Below are 18,035 nucleotides of genomic sequence, written 5' to 3'. Positions count from 1 at the left end.
TCAGGAGAATTCTCGATGTCCCCAGCCAATAACATCATGGTGCTCTACACCGGCGGCACCATCGGCATGCAGGCCAGCGCCAATGGCCTGGCGCCCGCTTCGGGTTTCGAAGCGCGCATGCGCGAGCACTTTGCCGGGGCGAAGCTGCCCTCCTGGCGCCTGCGCGAAATGTCCCCGCTGATCGACAGCGCCAATATGACCCCGGCCTACTGGCAGCGCCTGCGCACAGCGGTGGTCGGGGCGGTGGACGAAGGCTGCGACGCGGTGCTGATCCTGCACGGCACCGACACCCTGGCCTACAGCGCGGCCGCCATGAGTTTTCAACTGCTGGGGCTGCCGGCGCCGGTGCTGTTCACCGGCTCCATGCTGCCGGCGGGCGTGCCCGACAGCGATGCCTGGGAAAACGTCAGCGGCGCCCTGACGGCGTTGGGCGCAGGCCTGGCGCCGGGGGTGCAGTTGTACTTCCACGGTGCGCTGATGGCGCCGACCCGTTGCGCGAAGATCCGCAGCTTCGGCCGTCATCCGTTCGCGGCGCTGCAGCGCCAGGGCGGCGCAGCCAAGGCCGATGCGATTCCGGATGCTTTGGACTATCGCCAGCAGAAAGCGTTGGCGAACGTCGGCGTGCTGCCGCTGGTGCCCGGCCTTTCAGCGGTGCTGCTCGACAGCCTGATCGACAGCGGCATTCAAGCACTGATCCTGGAATGCTACGGCAGCGGCACCGGGCCCAGCGACAACCCGGCATTCCTCGCCAGCCTGCAGCGCGCACAGGACCGGGGCGTGGTGGTGGTCGCCATCACCCAATGCCATGAAGGTGGCGTAGCGCTGGACGTGTATGAAGCTGGCAGCCGCCTGCGCGGGGTTGGCGTGCTGTCGGGTGGCGGCATGACCCGTGAAGCGGCGTTCGGCAAGCTCAATGCCCTGATCGGCGCGGGTCTGCCTAATGCCGAGATCCGCCGCTTGGTCGAACTGGACCTGTGCGCCGAGCTGAGCTGACTGTCGTTCCACCATACATAGTCACTCCCGCCGCTGACCTGGCGCTGCCTAGCATGGAAAACCCGAGCCTTTGACTCGGGTTTTTTCATGCAACGGCACCACAGGAACGCCCCATGACCTCTTCAACTTCCGCTTCCCAGCCGCAGCCCAGGCGCAGTGACCTGACCTTGGAACTGATCGCCCAATTCCACGCCGGGCCCTCCTTCAGGGCCACCGCCACCCAACTGTTGCGCCAGGCGCTGAACGAACTCTACCCGGACCTGAACATCGACCCGGACAGCACCCTGATGGGTTCGCCGACCTGGACACTCATCGAGGGCCAACCGGTCGCCGGACCGACCACCTATCGCGCGCTCAGCGACCTGCTGGCGCGCCAAGCCGTCCTCCAAATACCGGTGCTGTGCATCGAGGGCGAGCACTTCCTGACGCGGCAGCCGGTCACCGCGCCACCTGAGCACCTGCCCGTACGCATGACCGACATCGCCAGGATCATCAACACCCAGGCACCGGTGATGCTCAGCGCGTTTCAGGCGTACCTGGTGGATTTCTGGAACGAGAGCAACGCCAAGGGCCCGCGCTGGCAGGAATTGTCCAGCACCCTGCGCAGCGGCTGGGGCACTGCGCGGGTGGACGAATGGGATGAGACCGATCGCGCCATGGCACATCGACTGTATCGCTTCCCCGACCGCGCCACCCGGCAAATCGATGACCCCTATGCGAGCAAAGCCTGCATTGTCGAGATCGAACAGGTCGAGGACGGCGCTGCCACGCGCTTCAGCCCACTGATGCTGGCGGTGCTGCTGGGCGAGCACCTGGGCCGCGCAATCATCCTCACTTACTCGCCGCGCAACGGCTACGAAAAATTCGACTCTCTGGACCAGTTGGGCGAGTCGCTGCCTACGCATGCCGGGTCGCAGACGCATCGCACATCGCTGCAATGGCGTTTATCCGAGCCCCAGGGCAACTTCTTCGATCAGTTGGCCTGCGTGTTTATCAGTGCACAGGTCGAAGCCGTGGGCGCGCTGGATTTTTCGAACTTGCTCCAGAGCAATTCGGCCCAAGTTAATCAGGCATTGAATGCAGGTCCGGGTGCCATTTACACGCCAGCGCACCAAGGTCCCAACCTCGACTGGTATCACCATGCGCTTCCCGACTGGCTGAAAAACGCCTCGGTCGGCGACCAGAATAACTTCGCTCAGCACCTCAAAGATCTCGCGGCCCTCAACAGCCTGAATATGGGCGCCTCCTACCTGGACGGTATCCCCGGCATTGAGCAGTACGCGCTTGAGCAGATCAGGCAACAGGTCCTGCTGGATCATCCGGACGCCCTGCACGTGCCGTTGGAAAAAATCGTCTTCAAGGTGCAAAGCGTGGTGGTCTGGGGATTGTTCGTCGTGCCCGGGAGTGTTGAAACCACCTCCTTTACCCTCGTTGAGCTGGCCCTGCAGAACCTCATCGCACTGCCCCTGGGCAACAAAACCATAGAGCTGCGCAACGGTGCCAACTTGCCCGACTGGCTGACGGTCGATTATGTCGAAGACATCATTCAACGGGTCGACGTCGGTCAAACCTACCCAGCCCTGATCAAACAGAATTTGCTGGAGCTGCGCCATGAGTCGGCCCGTCGCAAAAAGCTCTACAGCGAACAGCTGCGTATCCAGCTACCGTTGATGGCTTTGCAGAGCAAGCTGCGACGGCAAGACGGGATCGATGAGCAGGGTTACCGTTACCTCGTCGCGCTGATGCAGGCCGAGGAACACGACCGCAAGGTCGATGGCCAGGATATCGTCCTTCACCAATTGGCTTTCTACCCCACTCGCCGCGCGGACCAGAGCTACGACATCGTGGCGAACATGTACGTGATCGGCCTGCGCAATCTGAGCGGCGGGCCCTGCCTGCTCTATCGCCCGTTATTCAACCCGCCACTGATTCAATACGCCTCCTCCGCCAACCTGATCTATGACGTCATGCAGTCGTCCACATTGCGCAGCTCGATACTGCCCTGGCTGCCCGATGACGTGCGCGACGACTACGCAAACCTCGTCTTTCCAGGCGACGTACCCTCCCCCTGGGAGGTCTTCAACTACCTGGTAGATCCGCTCAGAGTGTTGATTTTGAGCGGTCCTGTGGCACTGGCCAATCCCGTCGTCGGCAGCGACATGCTGGGTGCACTGTTTAATGCCAACGCCCAGGCGCTGTTCAGCCTGGCCGATCGACAATCGGTTTCCAACGCGGAGAACCGCTGGGCGACGCTCAAGCAGATCGGCTGGGTGTTGCTCAATGCCGTGCTGCCCTTCCTAAACCCGACCCTGGGCACCGCCGCCTGGATCTGGCAGATTTTCGATCAAGTGCAAGCGCTCGTCGAAGCGAGCGAACAGCAGGACAAACCTGCGCAATGGGCTGCCCTCACTGACGTTTTGCTCAACATTGGCATGGCGATCACCTTGCACACCGTCACGCGGCGGCAGAGCATCGGCAAGTCGCTTACCCACGAACCCGGCACGCCGGTCAAACCGCCGCTGATCAAACGATTGCCCCTCCAGACCGCATCCGCGCGGCCGACTGAACGAGCAGGCCCGCTCAGTACCAGCGGTGCCCTCAACCGCTTGCCCGGCCCGTTGGCGACCGTGCTGGACAGCTTCCATGTGGTAAAACCCAAGAACCTGGGCCAGCCCATTACCGAAGCGGGCACCTACCAGCACCTCTATCGATCAGGCCGGAAATATTACGTATCCCTGGGGCAACGCTGGTTCGAGGTATCGGCGCAGGCGGACGAGCCCGTGGTGATCATCGATCCCAACCAACCGGAGCGCAGCGGCCCGGCGCTGATACACAATGCAGCCGGCCAATGGTTCATCGACACGCGCCTGCGATTGCGTGGCGGCGGCCCCAAGCATGCAAGCCGGCGGGCGAGTCTGCTGGCCACGGAAAAAGCCAAGCAGCTGCGCGACAAACTGCAGACATTCGAAACAGGCAAAAAGGCCGCATCACTTGAATTGGAGCAAGCCCGCACAGCAATGACAGAAGCACCCGGTACGTCGGCCGCTGCCAGGCGCGAAGGCTATCTGCAAGCACTCGACAGCCAACGCTCTGACTATGAAACGGCCCTGCAGGACCTCAAGAAACTGAATGTCTTCGAACCCCTTGCCGACTATCCGCCCAAAGCGCTGAGCTACCTGAGGGCACAGCTGGAGTTAACCGAGTTCGGTATCCGCGAAACCCAGCAGACATTCACCCCAGGCCTTAGAACAATAATGGATCAGGTCACACACCAGGCCGAGTCGCCTGGAGAGCGGCACATCGAGGACGCGCAGCATTTCGGCCAGATAAACCAGGACATGATCGAACGCCTTGATTACGTCGAGTCGCGTTTCGAAGAGCTGCGCGAACTGGGCCAGCAAGGCTACCGTGAGATCAGCCAACACAAAGGACTGTTGCCCAGTTACACCAGCTCAAACCTTAAGGCCCTGCAATTAACTACGTCACGCAACCTGTGCCTGAGCGATTCGTCGCTCAATAGCACTCCGCAGGCGTGGTCGACCCTGGATGACATCGTCAACACCGCCGACGTTGCAGCCCAGACCCTGCACGATACGCTTTTCGAGCGAAGCGAAGCACGCCTGGACGAGCGTATCGAAGCGCTCGGCAGCCTGACTGAGCAGTTTGCGGTCGTAGATGAGCGCCTGGAAGACCTGTCGCAGGAATTTTCCGCCGAAATCATTCCCGAACAGTTGCAACGCCTGCGCGCGCAGATACACCGATACTCCCAGGACACCCAGTTGCACCTGGCACGGCTGCACCTGGAACGTGACAATCTCAGGCATCGCCCCACCCCGCCGCCGACGCCGCCGGCTCAACGTAAAATGTTCATCCGCACCCGCTATAACGGCTTGTTGATTGGCGAGCCGCGCTCGACGCAGTTCGGGCATGAGCCCGACCTCGTGGACATCAAATCGCCCATCACTCAACACATCATCGCCACCTACCACAAAAAGGATCAGGCCCAGTGGGTCAGACGCATCACCGCACCCGCTGCCCCTGCGCCTGTGGCGCCGGACCTTACGGCATCCCTCGATCAGGCCCAGGCTTTTCTGGACGGATTGAGCGCGTTCAAGGCTCGCGCCCACGAGCAAGCGGCCAAGCCGGCACGTACTGCGGTCGGTATCGAATACCTGTATCACCAGCACGCCCTGCGGCTGGAGGAAACCCAGCATGCCATCGACCACGCCTTGTCATCGCCCGGCGTAGTGAAGAATGAACTGCGCTCCGCCACCCTCGCCAGTCAGAAACTCAAGGAGGCCACGGCAGACCTCTACCTGGAAGCCAACCAGCAGGTGCGACGCATGATCATAGAGCGACCGCCCACTGTCGAGGGCGTGGAATGGCTCCTGCAGCGCAAAGAAGTCACCCTTAAAAAGACCATCAGCCGGCGTCGGATCAAAGGTGTCCAGGAGGACTACCTGGATGAATACACCATCGTCGACCGCTCGCGGCATAACGTGCTCTGGTATGCCCATTTCCATTACTCGGCGTCGTGGACGCCGCCCAGGACGTTTATCTCGGCACGCCTGAAAACCCCGGCCGAGCATCGGATGGGCGCAGCCGCCGATACCGTCAATGGGTTCAACCAGCAGCAACGGCTTGACTACTACCGCAGCGAAATCAACCTGGAACAGGCCCGCCGGTTGTTTTTCAATCTCTGATCGAACGGCCAGGGCGGTTCAGCAATCCCGAGTGGAAGCCGGGCCGCCTACTTATCTACCTCTGCGGCGTTCCTTGAGTGGTTAGTTTGCAGGTCCACTGCCTGTGATCACCAAGGAGCTGACATGCCCAACGACTCTACTCAATCCACCCCCACGCCAACCGCCTCAGGCTACGGGCTGCTCACCCAGCTGACCACCGGCCCCTCCAGCCGGGAAGTGGCTTCCAACCTGCTGCGCGAAGCCCTCGCAGAACTGTACCCCAAGCTCAATCTCAATCCGGATTTCTGCATGCTGGTCACTCCGCGCTGGCAAGTGACAGAGCAGGCGCTTGAACGCGGCGAGCCGCAGGTCGAATCCCTCACCAGTATCCTCGCGCGCCAGGCGCTCATGCCCAAGCCGCTGGTCTACATCGAGGGCGAGCATTACCTGACCCTGCAACCCAACGTGCGGTCGCCGGTGCATTTGCCGGTTGCCATCGACGCCATCGCGCGCCTGATGAACGAGCTGTCGACGCTGCTGTACGTCGCGTTCCAGGAGCAGCAGTTGAATTACTGGAATACGTCCTACAACAGCGCAGGGGTGCGCTGGAAAGTATTCGCTAACGCCCTGGGCAAAGCATGGAATGTCACCACCGCTGAAGGTTGGGATGAGGACGAATGCAAGATGGCCCGCCTGCTGTACCACGCACCCGACCGTGCCAACCGAGCCTCCCATGACCCCTACAACCTTCGCGCGTGCCTGATCGACGTCGATGTAGTGTTGCCCGACTGCCACGCGCACGTGGGGTTGTTGGGTATTGCCGTGCTGATCGGCACACTCCAGGAGCGCCAGGCCATCCTCACGTTCTCGCTCACGGACGGTTACAGCCGCTATGACTCACTGGACGAGTTGGGGAAGATATTACCGGGCACGCTCGACCCTCGGTACGCCGGTGCCGAGATCCAGTGGCGATTGTATGAACCCCACGGCAACTATTTCGAAAGCCTGGCCTGCACACTGATCGGCCTGCAGGTCGAGGCCATCGGCCTGATGGGCGATAACGTTGCGCAGGACCAAACCGAGTTGCCACTGCGCCATTCGGCCGTCTCCCGAATCATGCCCAGCCTTGAGGATCTGAGCGATGAGCATCTCTCGCGGATCTTCGACATCCACCAGCATTTACCCGACTGGCTGACGGCCGCCTCGGACGCGGACATGGCAGCCTACAGCCGCTTGATGATCGACCTCGCCGAGCTCAACGCCCACTGGCACGGACGCGCCTTCAACGACGGTATCGCGCCGATCCGCGACTATGCCCGCGAACAGTTGCAGAGCCGCATCAACGCCCGTGCTCAGGACGCGCCCCTGAACCTGGACAAGGTGCAGATTGAAATCCGCTCGCCGGTGATCTGGGGTTCCTTCCCGATCCCCGGCGCGCAAGACATCACTCGGCGTAACCTGATCGACCTGGCGCTGGAGAACCTCACCGGCCTGCCCATCGGTGTCGTCAGCGTGACCTACAACGGCGGCGACGCCCCGCAATGGCTGTCCTATGACTACCTCAAGGAGGTGATCGAGGGGCTTGATATCGGCGCGACCTACCCGGCGCTGATCAAGCAAAAACTGCTCGATGACCCGCAGCAATCGGCGCAACGCTCACGCCTCTACACCGCGCATTTACGCGTACAACTACCGTTGCTGGCCCTGCAGTTGAAATTGCAGCGGCGAAATGGCTTGGATGAACGTGGCTTCCGCTACGTTGCCGCCGTGATGCAAACCGAGGCGCACGAACGCAACGTAGATGCGCAGCCGGCTGTGATTCGTCGCCTGGCCTTTGCTCCCAGGCTGCGCCCTGGCAACGGTCACGACATCGTCGCCAACATGTACGTGATCGAGCCGAAGGACCCTGGCGCCGGCCCGTGTATCCTGTATCGCCCATTGCTGGAGCCGATGCTGCTGCAGTTTCCCTCGCGCCAGAACCTCCTGTACGCCATCAAGCAAGACCCGGCGCTGCGTGAGTCGGTGCTGGCCTGGTTGCCTGAGGAGGTGCATTTCAACTACACGCAATACGTATTTCCCGACACTCTGCCGTCACCCTGGACGGCCGCGCGCCTGCTGGTCGAGCCGGCAACCGTGCTGCAGATGAGCGGCCCGATCGACTTGAGCAACGCAACCCTGGGCGATGACGCGCTGGACACGCTGTTCAGCGCCAATGCCAAGGCGATGGTTGAGCTGGCGACTCGGCAATCGGTATCCAATGTGAAGAAACGCTGGGACACGTTTCGCCGCACGGGTTGGCAGCTGTTGACCGCCGTCTTGCCGTTCCTGGGTCGTACCCTCGGCATCGCCGCCTGGATCTGGCAAATCATGGACGACCTGGAGCAGGCCGAACGGGTCGTCGACACGCCGCAGGCGCAGGCCCCGTGGACCGCGCTGGTGGACATGTTGCTCAATGTGGGGATGGCGCTGACGCTGCATATCACGCTGCGCCATCCTCCCTCCCAGGCACTGGACGAACCCCTCAAGCCTCTGGCCGCAGAGCGCATGGAGGTGCTGGAGGAGACCGAAAAGCCCCCGGTAAAGGCACCGGCAAAGGTCCCTGTGAAGCGCCAGTCGGACGTTCCCGACAGCCAATTGCCACCCTCGCATCAAGGCCCTCTGAATGTCAGCGGCCCGCTGCACAGTACGCCGACACGCCTGGCCACACTGCTGAGCAGCTTCGCCGTGCCCAAACCCGAGGGGCTGGGCGAGCAAAACACCAGCGCCGGCACCCACCTGTACCTCTACCCATTGAGTGAAAAATGGTATGCGCCGGTGGCCCAGCGCTGGTTCGAAGTCACGCTGGATGCCAATGACAACGTGATGGTCGTCGATCCCAGGGAGCCAACCCGCACCGGCCCGCTGCTGGTGAATAACCGCGCCGGGCAGTGGTTCATCGATTCTCGCCTGCGCCTGCGTGGCGGTGGCTTCAGAAACCGTCGCCGGACCGCTCAGGAGCAGAAGCCCTCGCGCATCGAGAGCCTGCGCAAGGACCTCATTGCCTTTAGCGAAAATGATGAACGCACCCAATCGCAACTGTACGAAGCGCAGGTGGCCATCGGCTCGGAGCCGGGGCCGTCCACGGCCCAGCGTCGCGAGGCGTTCATCAGCCAGGCGGATGAGCGGGTAGGTGCCTACGACACCCCCATCCGTCAGCTCAGGGCCTTGAGCATCATCGACACCGTGCCCAATTACCAGAGCCTGATGAGCGGCTACTTGAACAAACAGCTGATCCTCACGCGCTCGGTGATCGAAGAGCGTGTCGGCCCTTTTCGCGACACGATGGAAACCACCATGAACGTGCTCGACCCTTCGGCGACTGTCACAACGCAGCAGCAGGTGGACCAGGCGCAGGCGATGTCGAGCGTAAATGTGGACATGATCCGGCGCATGGAATACGTCGACTCGCGCTATCGGGAGTTGGGAGAACTGGGTGTAGCGGGTGCCGACGTCATCCAGCGCACCCGGCAACGCGTGCCCAACATCCAGGTGATCGACCTCAAGGCGCTGCAAATCACCGTCGCGCGTTTCCTGTGCGTCGCTCTTACCGAGGACACAACCGAAACGCGGCAGCGGCTCAACCGCATCATCGATGACCTGGATATCAGCATCCAAAGCTTCATCGAGCTGCTCGGCAAAGTCGGCGGCGTGCCCCTGGATCAACGCATCGAAGTGCTCAACAGCATGGTTGAGCAATTCGCCCTCGGCGACCAGCGCCTGCTCGACCTGCATGCCGACGCACCGCAACACCTGCTGCGCGAGCCCTTGGAGACGCTGCGCGGCTACATCAATGACTTTCAGCAACAGGCCACGCAGGACTTGGTCAGGCTGCTGCGCGAACGCCGCGCCATGGAGCCCAAGCCCGGGCCATCCAGATCACCGACGACGCCCCAACGCAAAGTCATCAAGACCCGCTACAAAGGCGTGATCGTGGGCGAACCGCGCGAAGCCGACAGCCATCTGGTGGACATCAAGGCACCGCTGACCGGCAAGGTCATCGCCACCTTCCACGAGAAAACCCCAGGCGTCTGGCTGGAACATGAACCGTCGGCCTCGCGCCCCCCGAAACCCGAGTCGATCGACCTGGACACCAGCCTCAACAGCGCACAAGACCTGCTGGATGCGGAGCCTGCCGAATCCCGGCGCATCCTCAACCATTCGCGCAAGGCCGGGTGCATTCCGGTGGAAATAGAAGAGATGTTCCACCAATACGCGATGCGCCTGGAAATGGCCGCCGATCAGATCGAGGAAGCGCTGACCCAACGCAATCTGATCGAGAGCGATCGCCCGTCCGCGGTCATCCTCAGAAAAGCCCTGGCCGATCATGCGACGCGGCTCTTCGCGTTAGGTACCGACACCCGAATCAACATGACCAAGCAGCAACCGCCCACCGCGGCCCGCCTGGAATGGCTGCATCACGAGGGGCAAGTGGCAATCAGAAAAACCGTCACCCGGCGACGCCTCAAAGGCCCCGGCAAGGACTACCTGGACGAGTACGAGATTCGCGGCACCAAGGACAATGCCGTGCTGTGGTACGCGCACTTTCACTACCCATCGCCCCAGGCCGCCGATGAAGCGTTCGGCGCCGCGCACCTCAAAACCCGCGAACAGCAGAAGCTTGGCGGCGCCGTAGAACGCAAGGACGTCAGTGCCCGCGACCAGATCGCGATTTATCGCAGCGAGATCAGCCCGGCGCTGGCCGGTTCGCTGTTTTTTCCCCAGTTGAAGCCGGCGGCTGCGCCTGGCGCATCAAAATCGTAGGTGCCGATCAACACCGCCAGGCCTCGCGTAAACGTTCCAGCGCCTGCGCGATAGCGGGCTCTGGCACTGCGGCAAAGCCCAGCACCAGGCCGGCGCCCTGGTCCGGCGCCAGCGTGGAGGGCGCCAGCCAGTAATTGCTCAAGCCATTGATCTCAACGCCCACGGCATGGGCCTGTGCAAGCAATTGCTGCTCGCGGGCAAGGTTGTCGACACGCACGGTGATGTGCAGCCCTGCGGCGACGCCGGGCAATTGGCCGACGCCGGGCAACCCGCGCGGCCAACCGGCGAGCAACGCATTGCGCCGACTCAATGCCGCACGCCGCATACGTCGAATATGGCGCTGGAAGTGCCCGGCCGCCATGAACTCGGCCATCACCGCCTGCGTGCTGACTTCCGAGTGGCGCATGTCCACGGCGCGACGCCGGGAAAAGGCCTCTACCAGGCCTGGCGGCAGCACCAGGTAGCCCAGGCGCAGCGCCGGGAACGCCACTTTACCGAAGGTGCCCACGTACAACACGCGCCCGCTGCGGTCCAGCGCGGCCAGGGGCGACAGCGGTGCGCCGCTGTAGCGGTACTCGCCATCGTAGTCGTCTTCGATGATCCAGCCGCCGGTGCGTTCGGCCCAGGCCAGCAGCTCCAGGCGGCGCGCCAGGCTCATCACCACGCCCAACGGGTATTGGTGCGACGGCGTAACGTAGGCCAAGCGGCAATCGGCCAGGGTGTTGAGCACGCCACAGTCGATCCCCTCCTCATCAACCGGGACGCCATGCAGGCACGCACCGGCCAGGGCGAACGCATGCCCGGCGGCGCGGTAGCCCGGGTTTTCCACCGCCACGCCGTCGCCGGGCGCCACCAGCAACTGTGCACAAAGGCTGATTGCCTGTTGCGCGCCGCTGGTGATCACAATTTGTTCAGCGGTGCATTGCATGCCGCGTGAACTGCGCAGATAGGCGGCGATCAACCCACGCAGGCGAGCGTCTCCGGCAGGGTCGCCGTAGCACAGCTGCTCCAGGTTAGGCCTGCGCCAGAAAGCCCCGTTGAGCTTGGCCCAAACCTCAAACGGAAACAGATCAAAGGCCGGCACGCCGACACGAAAGGCCTTGGGCGGCCCCACCGGCGGTTGAGACAAATGGTGGGTTTCCAGACGCTCCAGCGCCGCGCTGTGGATAACTTTCAGGCTCGAATTAACCGATGAATTTCCGCAATTTGTGGATAAAGCTGGGGATAAGCCTGGTGATAACCCTGTGGATGGTTTTGTGGATAGTTTTTTCGCCGTCGGTAATTGGGCGACATAGGTGCCGTCTCCGACGCGCGCTTCGATAAAGCCTTCGGCGTACAACTGATCGTAGGCCCGCACCACGCTGTTGCGGGAAATCGACAAGGCCGCCGCCAGGTCGCGGCTGGCGGGCAGGCGCGTGCCACTCACCAGGCGTCCGTCCAGCACACGTTGGCGCAGGGCGTCGTAGAGCTGGCGTGTCAGGCCCTGGCGAGGGTCCAACTCAATACCGGCGGGGTTGAAGGACAACGGCGGCGACGCAGGCGGCATATTGGACCTATGAAATTGACCCTGGATGGCTCTTACCACAGACCATTAGCCTGCCTAGGATGGCGCCATTCGCCAAGGAAAATAATCATGTACACACCGCGCGCCTTTGCCCTCGATGACTTGCCCGAAATCCAGCAACTGATCCAGCACACGCGCCTGGCGCAACTGGTGACCCTGGGCGACGACGGCCTGCAAGCCAGCCACCTGCCGCTGCTGCTCAACCCTGATGAAGGCTCGAACGGCACGTTGTACGGGCACATGGCCAAGGCCAACCCACAGTGGCGCGACCTGCAAAACGGCAGCGAAGCCCTGGTGATTTTTGCCGGCGCCGACGCCTACATCAGTCCATCGTTCTACCCGACCAAGGCCGAGCACGGCAAAGTGGTGCCCACCTGGAATTACCTGGCGGTACATGCCTACGGCAAGGCCGAGGTGTTCACCGATGCCGAGCGCTTGCTGGCGGTGGTCAGTGCGTTGACTGACCGCCACGAAAGCCGTCGCGCCCAACCATGGGCCGTCAGCGATGCCCCGGCCGACTACATCGACGGCATGCTCAAGGCCATCGTCGGTTTCTCGCTGCCCATCGAGCGCCTGATCGGCAAACGCAAACTCAGCCAGAACCGCAGCTCGGCGGATATCGCCGGTGTGCGCGACGGCCTGGCCGCCAGCAGCGACGTGCGCGACCAGACCCTCGCCCGATTTATTCCCAAAGGAGCCACAGAATGAGTCCTATCGATATCCGCCCCGTCACCGCCGCCGACCACGCGGCGTGGTTGCCGTTGTGGCAGGCGTATTTGCAGTTCTACAACACCGAACTGCCGGACGCGGTGAGCCACAGTACCTGGCAGCGTTTGATCGACCCCAGCGAACCGACTCATTCGGCGCTGGCCTGGCAGGACGGCAAGGCGGTGGGTATGGTCAACTTCATCTACCACCGCTCCAACTGGAGCATCGAGAACTCCTGCTACCTGCAGGACCTGTTGGTGGACCCGTCCCAGCGCGGCACCGGTGTCGGTCGCAAACTGATCGAATTCGTCTACGCCACCGCCAAGGCCGACGGTTGCTGCAAGGTGCACTGGCTGACCCACGAGACCAACTCCACCGCGATCCAGCTGTATGAGCGGATCGCCGAGCGCCCGGGTTTCATTCAATTTCGCAAAGGTCTTTAAGGAGCGCAGCATGTCCACTTCCCTCGCCGACTGGAAAGGTGCTCCGGCGCCCTCGGCTCAACTGCTCGAAGGGCGCTTTATCCGCCTGGAAAAACTCGATCCCGCACGCCACGCCGATCAACTCTGGCAAGCGCTGGAAGGCCCCGGCGCCGACCCCAAGCTGTGGGATTACTTGCCCTATGGTCCGTTTGCCGAGCGCGCGGCCTTCGATGCCTGGCTGAACAATCATGCGGCCAACAGCGACCCGTATTTTTTCAGCGTGATCGACCGTGTCAGCGGCGATGTACAAGGCATCCTCAGCCTGATGTCGATCGTGCCGGCCCAGGGCCGCATCGAAATCGGCCACGTCACCTTCGGCGCACCGATGCAGCGTTCGCCGAAAAGCACCGAGGCGGTGTACCTGCTGGCCAAATACGCGTTCGAGCAGGGTTATCGCCGCCTGGAATGGAAGTGCAACAACGGCAATGCCCGTTCCAAATACGCGGCCGAGCGCCTGGGGTTCAGTTTTGAAGGGGTGTTCCGCCAGCATATGGTGGTCAAGGGGCAGAACCGGGATACGGCGTGGTATTCGATTTTGGACGGGGAATGGCCGGTGGTGGGGGCGGCTTTTGAGCAATGGTTATCCCAGGCGAATCAGACGGCTTCCGGGCAGCTCAAGGGCCTGGCGGAGTGCCGCCAGGCGCTTTAAGCGTCAGTTCAGCTTCTGCGCCAGCACCGCAATATGCTCCGGCCCGATCCCGCAGCAGCCGCCCAGATGGCTGGCGCCACGCGCTTGCCAGTCGGCCGCCCACTGCAGGTAGCCCGGCGGGTCGAGGTCGTCGCGCAGCGGGTCCAGGCCGTCGTTGGCCGTGGCTTCCTTGGGTTGCGGCGGGAAGGCATTGGCATAGGCGCCGATCTGGATCTGCACGCCCAGGCGTTCGAAGGTCTGGCGAGCCGCATCGATCGCCGCGCCAATCACTTCAGGCTGGCTGCAGTTGAACAGCAGCACCTGTACACCCCATTGCGCCGCCGCTTCGGCGGCGTCCGCCACCGGCTCGCCGGAACGCAGTCGCGGCACTTCATCGGTGTCTTCGTCTTTCAAGGTAAACGACAGCCAGAACGGCTTGCCGTCCTTCGGCAAACCAGCGTGGATCGCTCGCGCCTCAGCGATGGAGCTCTGGGTTTCCGCCAGCCACAGGTCGACATGGGGCGCCAGGCCCTGCACCAGGGGCGTCAGCAGCTCGGACACCCGCGCCGGCTCGAACAGGTCGGGCCGGTAGGAGCCGAATAACGGCGGCAACGAACCGGCCACGCGCACGGGTTTGCCCGAAGCCTCTACTGCTCGGCGCGCCAACTCCCCCGCCAGCGCCGCCAGGGCCTGGCCCTCGGCAGCAAAACGCGCTTCACCGATGTGAAACGGCACCACCGCATAACTGTTGCTGGTAATGACGTCGGCACCGCTGTCGATATAGGCCGCATGCACCGCCTCCACCGCCTGCGGGGCTTCGCTCAGGGCCAGTGCCGACCACTCCGGCTGCCGGAAAGGCGCGCCACGGCGTTGCAGTTCACGGCCCATGCCGCCGTCGAGAATTACTGTGATTTCAGCGCCCATATAGCTTTTACTCATATGCTTATGAAAATAACTCACTATGAGAGTCGTTCTTATAACTATTTAATGCGTACCATTCGGTTAATAACAACCTCTTTTTTATTCAGGTGTTCATTTTGAAATTCAAACCGCTATGGGCCTTGGGCCTGACGATGCTGGCTGCTTCAACCCAAGCCTTTGGCGGCGCCACCCTGGACCGCATCGAACAGAAAAAAGAACTGGTGGGCGTGCTGATGGAAAGCTACCCACCGTTCTCTTTTCTCAACGATCAGAACCAGCTCGACGGCTTCGACGTCGACGTGGCCAAGGCCGTGGCACAGAAACTGGGCGTTAAGCTGCGTCTGGAAACGCCGTCCTGGGATGTGATCGCCGCCGGCCGCTGGAGCGGACGCTATGACATTTGCATCTGTTCCATGACCCCGAGCAAGGCCCGCGCCGAGGTGTTCGACTTCCCGGTGGAGTACTACGCGTCCCCTGCGGTCATTGTGGTCAACGCCAAGGACGACCGCATCCACGGCGCCAAGGACCTGAGCGGCAAGAAAGTCGGCCTGACCAGCGCCTCCAGCTATGAAAGCTACCTGAATAAAAATCTGCTGATCGAAGGCGCCGAAGATACGCAGTTGCAGTACCCGTTCGAGGACGTGCAGATCGCTCCATACGACACCGACAATGTAGCGTTCCAGGACCTCGGCCTGGGTGCCGGCGTGCGCCTGGATGCGATCCTCACCAACCTGGTCACCGCCCAGCCGCGCCTGAACCAGGACAAGCGCTTCAAGCTGGCCGGCGAGCCGCTGTACGCAGAGCCCAACTCGGTGGCCATCGAAAAAGGCGACCCGCAGTGGGACAGCAAAGTGCGTGACGTCTTTGCGCAGTTGAAACAGGACGGCACGTTGAGCACGCTGTCGAAAAAATGGATCGGTGCCGACATCAGCCAATGAGTCATCTGCCAAAACCTGCGCGCGCGCTGCTCGGCTTTCGCGCACGCCTGTACCTGACCTGGGCGGCGTTGTTCGCCCTGTTCGCCAGCTTCTTCCTGAGCTTTGACCTGAAGTTCTCGATCATCCTCGACAAGCTGCCCAACCTGATCGGCGTGCACCTGGCGCCCAACGGTTTCCTGCAAGGCGCGGCGCTGACGCTGTTCCTGTGTCTGTGCTCGATGGCGGCATCGTCGGTGCTGGGCTTTGTCACCGCCCTCGCACGCTTGTCGAAAAGCGCCGTGGCATTTGGCATCGCCAGTTTCTATGCGTCGTTTTTTCGCGGCACGCCGCTGCTGATCCAGATACTGCTGATCTACCTCGGCCTGCCGCAACTGGGCGTGGTGCCGGGCGCAATCGTCGCCGGCATCATTGCGCTGTCGCTGAACTATGGCGCCTACCTCAGCGAGATCTTCCGCGCCGGCATCCTCGGTGTGCCCCAGGGCCAGCGGGAGGCCGCCCTGGCCCTGGGCATGCGCGACCGGGAGATCTTCTGGCACGTCACCCTGCCCCAGGCCATGCGCACCATCATCCCGCCGGCCACCAACCAGTTCATCTCGATGCTCAAGGACTCGTCACTGATTTCGGTGATGGGCGTATGGGAGGTGATGTTCCTGGCGCAGTCCTACGGCCGTTCGAGCTACCGCTACATCGAGATGCTCACCACCGCCGCGATCATCTACTGGGTATTGTCCTTGGGACTGGAGCTGATCCAGGCACGCATGGAGCGGCACTACGGCAAGGGCTATGCGGGGCGGGGGTGAAGGAGCGTCGATCGCGCCTGATTCAGGCGTGCACTCAATGCTGTGCAGATTTAACGAATTGTTTTATCGCAACGCACTAGAGACATCTCCCGCAAACCCGCAGCACCCGGCCTGACAGTTATCCCTCTGTCACCTCGCTAAATTCCCCGCCTCATACATCACGAGGTGGGTTTGCATGCCGTTCATACACAAGCAATTGGCAGTCGCCATCATCCTGGCGCTGGGCACAGTCGGGGCTTCATACGCACACACTCGCGGCGACATGGAGCCGGACAGCGAGTGGTTGCAACCGCTCAGCGGCAACGGAGCGGCAGGTCATTCAGGGCTGGTCATTGCCAAGCCTCGGGACGCCAGCTTCGCCAACCGCGCCACCAGCCGTAATGGCCTGAACGTCGCCCGTATGCTGGACTCTGCAGTCAGCCAACTGCTGGCTTCGGACCAGCTCGACTATTGGGACAAACACCAACTGCGGCAATACGTGCATTACCTGGCGGGTCTGGAGCCGGGCCGCGTCGGCGCATTGCTTGAACAATTGGCGGGCAGCCAGAACGCCAACCTGGGCACGGCCACCCAGGCCAGCATGAAACAATTGAACGCCAGCCTGCTCGCGGCGATTCGTCAATTGGACACCTCTGAAGAAGCAAGCCGTGTGTGGGTGCAAGGCGTGGGCAGCGGCGGCAAACTCGACGCACAGCACGGCAGCGCCGGCCTCAAACGGCGTAGCCAAGGGCTGTTGCTGGGCGCCGACTGGTCGTTGGCCAACGCCTGGCGGATCGGCGTGGTGGGCGGCAAATCCGACAGTGACCTCAGTGCCAAACGCTTCAAGGGTGACCTGGACAGTTGGCACCTGGGCACCTATGCGGCACGCCAGGACGGCCCGTTCGCGCTGCGCCTGGGCGCGCTTTACAGCAGTCACGCAGGGCAGAACAAACGCTACGTGGATGTCGACTTCATCAATCATCGCGAACGCCTCACCGGCCACTACAAAGCTCAAAGTCAGAATGTATTCGCTGAACTGGGTTATCCGCTGGTCATCGCTGACCTGCGCGCCGAACCCTTTGCCGGACTGGGTCTGCAGCGCTATCACCGCCAGGGCTTTCGCGAAAAGGGCGGCTACAGCGCGCTGGATGTGCGGGCGCAGACCCAGCAAAACCTCAACACCACCTTCGGCCTGCGCCTTGCCAGGGACTTCAGGCTGGATAACCAGATGGCCCTCAAGCCGCATTTGAGCGCCAGTTGGACGCACCTGTACGGCAACGTCGAAAGCCGCGTGAAACAATCCTCGGCCTGGAGAGAACCTGAACACGTCAACAGCGAGTTCTCCATCAGCGGTACCTCACTGGCGCGAGACAGCCTGGCCGTGCGCACCGGCCTGGACGTGGCGCTGTCGGCTGAACACAGTGTGGGCCTGACCTATACCGCCGAACGTGGCAGCCACAGCCGCAACCAGGGACTGGCGGGGCAATGGACGATGGCGTTCTAAACCGCTGAATCCAATGCAAAAAAAAGGGGAGCACCT

At 62.3% G+C, this 18,035-nt stretch carries 11 protein-coding genes; 9 read left to right on the top strand and 2 right to left on the bottom strand.

What is annotated here, in order from left to right; translation table 11 throughout:
- Positions 1 to 15: 15 nt before the first annotated feature.
- The 3 genes from QRN10_RS11900 (at position 16) to QRN10_RS11890 (ending at position 10,475) form a co-directional block, all read left to right on the top strand.
- Entirely contained in the window at positions 16 to 993 is a 978-nt protein-coding gene (locus tag QRN10_RS11900; RefSeq protein ID WP_266245136.1) for an asparaginase, read from the top strand.
- 113 nt (positions 994 to 1,106) lie between these two features.
- Positions 1,107 to 5,696 (top strand): hypothetical protein, encoded by a 4,590-nt coding sequence (locus QRN10_RS11895; protein WP_253509810.1) that lies wholly within the window; start codon positions 1,107 to 1,109, stop codon positions 5,694 to 5,696.
- Positions 5,697 to 5,819: 123 nt separating this feature from the next.
- Positions 5,820 to 10,475 carry a dermonecrotic toxin domain-containing protein gene (locus tag QRN10_RS11890; RefSeq protein WP_285428452.1) on the top strand — a complete coding sequence of 1,552 codons (4,656 nt, stop codon included), beginning with the start codon at positions 5,820 to 5,822 and terminating at the stop codon, positions 10,473 to 10,475.
- Positions 10,476 to 10,482: 7 nt separating this feature from the next.
- Here the strand turns inward: QRN10_RS11890 and pdxR are convergent, their stop codons facing one another.
- Positions 10,483 to 12,021 (bottom strand): MocR-like pyridoxine biosynthesis transcription factor PdxR, encoded by a 1,539-nt coding sequence (pdxR, locus tag QRN10_RS11885; RefSeq protein ID WP_181076195.1) that lies wholly within the window; start codon positions 12,019 to 12,021, stop codon positions 10,483 to 10,485.
- Between the two features lie 87 nt (positions 12,022 to 12,108).
- Between pdxR and QRN10_RS11880 the strand changes: the two genes are divergently transcribed.
- Genes QRN10_RS11880 through QRN10_RS11870 form a run of 3 tightly spaced genes read left to right on the top strand, consistent with a single transcriptional unit; the run spans position 12,109 to position 13,878 of the window.
- Positions 12,109 to 12,747, top strand: coding sequence for an FMN-binding negative transcriptional regulator (locus QRN10_RS11880; protein ID WP_181076193.1), 639 nt, complete (start codon positions 12,109 to 12,111; stop codon positions 12,745 to 12,747).
- Complete coding sequence (locus QRN10_RS11875) at positions 12,744 to 13,190, top strand: GNAT family N-acetyltransferase (RefSeq protein ID WP_181076192.1); 447 nt, start codon at positions 12,744 to 12,746, stop codon at positions 13,188 to 13,190. Before QRN10_RS11880 ends, QRN10_RS11875 begins: the two co-directional genes overlap by 4 nt.
- 10 nt (positions 13,191 to 13,200) lie before the next feature.
- Positions 13,201 to 13,878: a GNAT family N-acetyltransferase gene (locus QRN10_RS11870; protein ID WP_266245149.1), complete on the top strand. Its 678-nt coding sequence runs from the start codon at positions 13,201 to 13,203 to the stop codon at positions 13,876 to 13,878.
- A 3-nt stretch (positions 13,879 to 13,881) separates the two neighbouring features.
- Here the strand turns inward: QRN10_RS11870 and QRN10_RS11865 are convergent, their stop codons facing one another.
- Positions 13,882 to 14,781: a homocysteine S-methyltransferase family protein gene (locus tag QRN10_RS11865; RefSeq protein ID WP_253509813.1), complete on the bottom strand. Its 900-nt coding sequence runs from the start codon at positions 14,779 to 14,781 to the stop codon at positions 13,882 to 13,884.
- A gap of 113 nt (positions 14,782 to 14,894) precedes the next feature.
- Between QRN10_RS11865 and QRN10_RS11860 the strand changes: the two genes are divergently transcribed.
- From QRN10_RS11860 to QRN10_RS11850, 3 genes are all read left to right on the top strand, one after another.
- Positions 14,895 to 15,716, top strand: a complete 822-nt coding sequence (locus QRN10_RS11860) for an ABC transporter substrate-binding protein (RefSeq protein WP_253509814.1) — start codon at positions 14,895 to 14,897, stop codon at positions 15,714 to 15,716.
- Positions 15,713 to 16,516 (top strand): amino acid ABC transporter permease, encoded by an 804-nt coding sequence (locus tag QRN10_RS11855; RefSeq protein ID WP_181076185.1) that lies wholly within the window; start codon positions 15,713 to 15,715, stop codon positions 16,514 to 16,516. The genes QRN10_RS11860 and QRN10_RS11855 overlap by 4 nt, the downstream gene beginning before the upstream one ends.
- 175 nt (positions 16,517 to 16,691) lie before the next feature.
- Complete coding sequence (locus tag QRN10_RS11850; protein WP_285428450.1) at positions 16,692 to 17,999, top strand: autotransporter outer membrane beta-barrel domain-containing protein; 1,308 nt, start codon at positions 16,692 to 16,694, stop codon at positions 17,997 to 17,999.
- Positions 18,000 to 18,035: the final 36 nt, after the last annotated feature.

Source organism: Pseudomonas sp. lyk4-R2A-8 (assembly GCF_030209095.1).
Lineage (GTDB): Bacteria > Pseudomonadota > Gammaproteobacteria > Pseudomonadales > Pseudomonadaceae > Aquipseudomonas > Aquipseudomonas quebecensis.
This window is presented reverse-complemented; position numbering and strand designations above follow the sequence as displayed.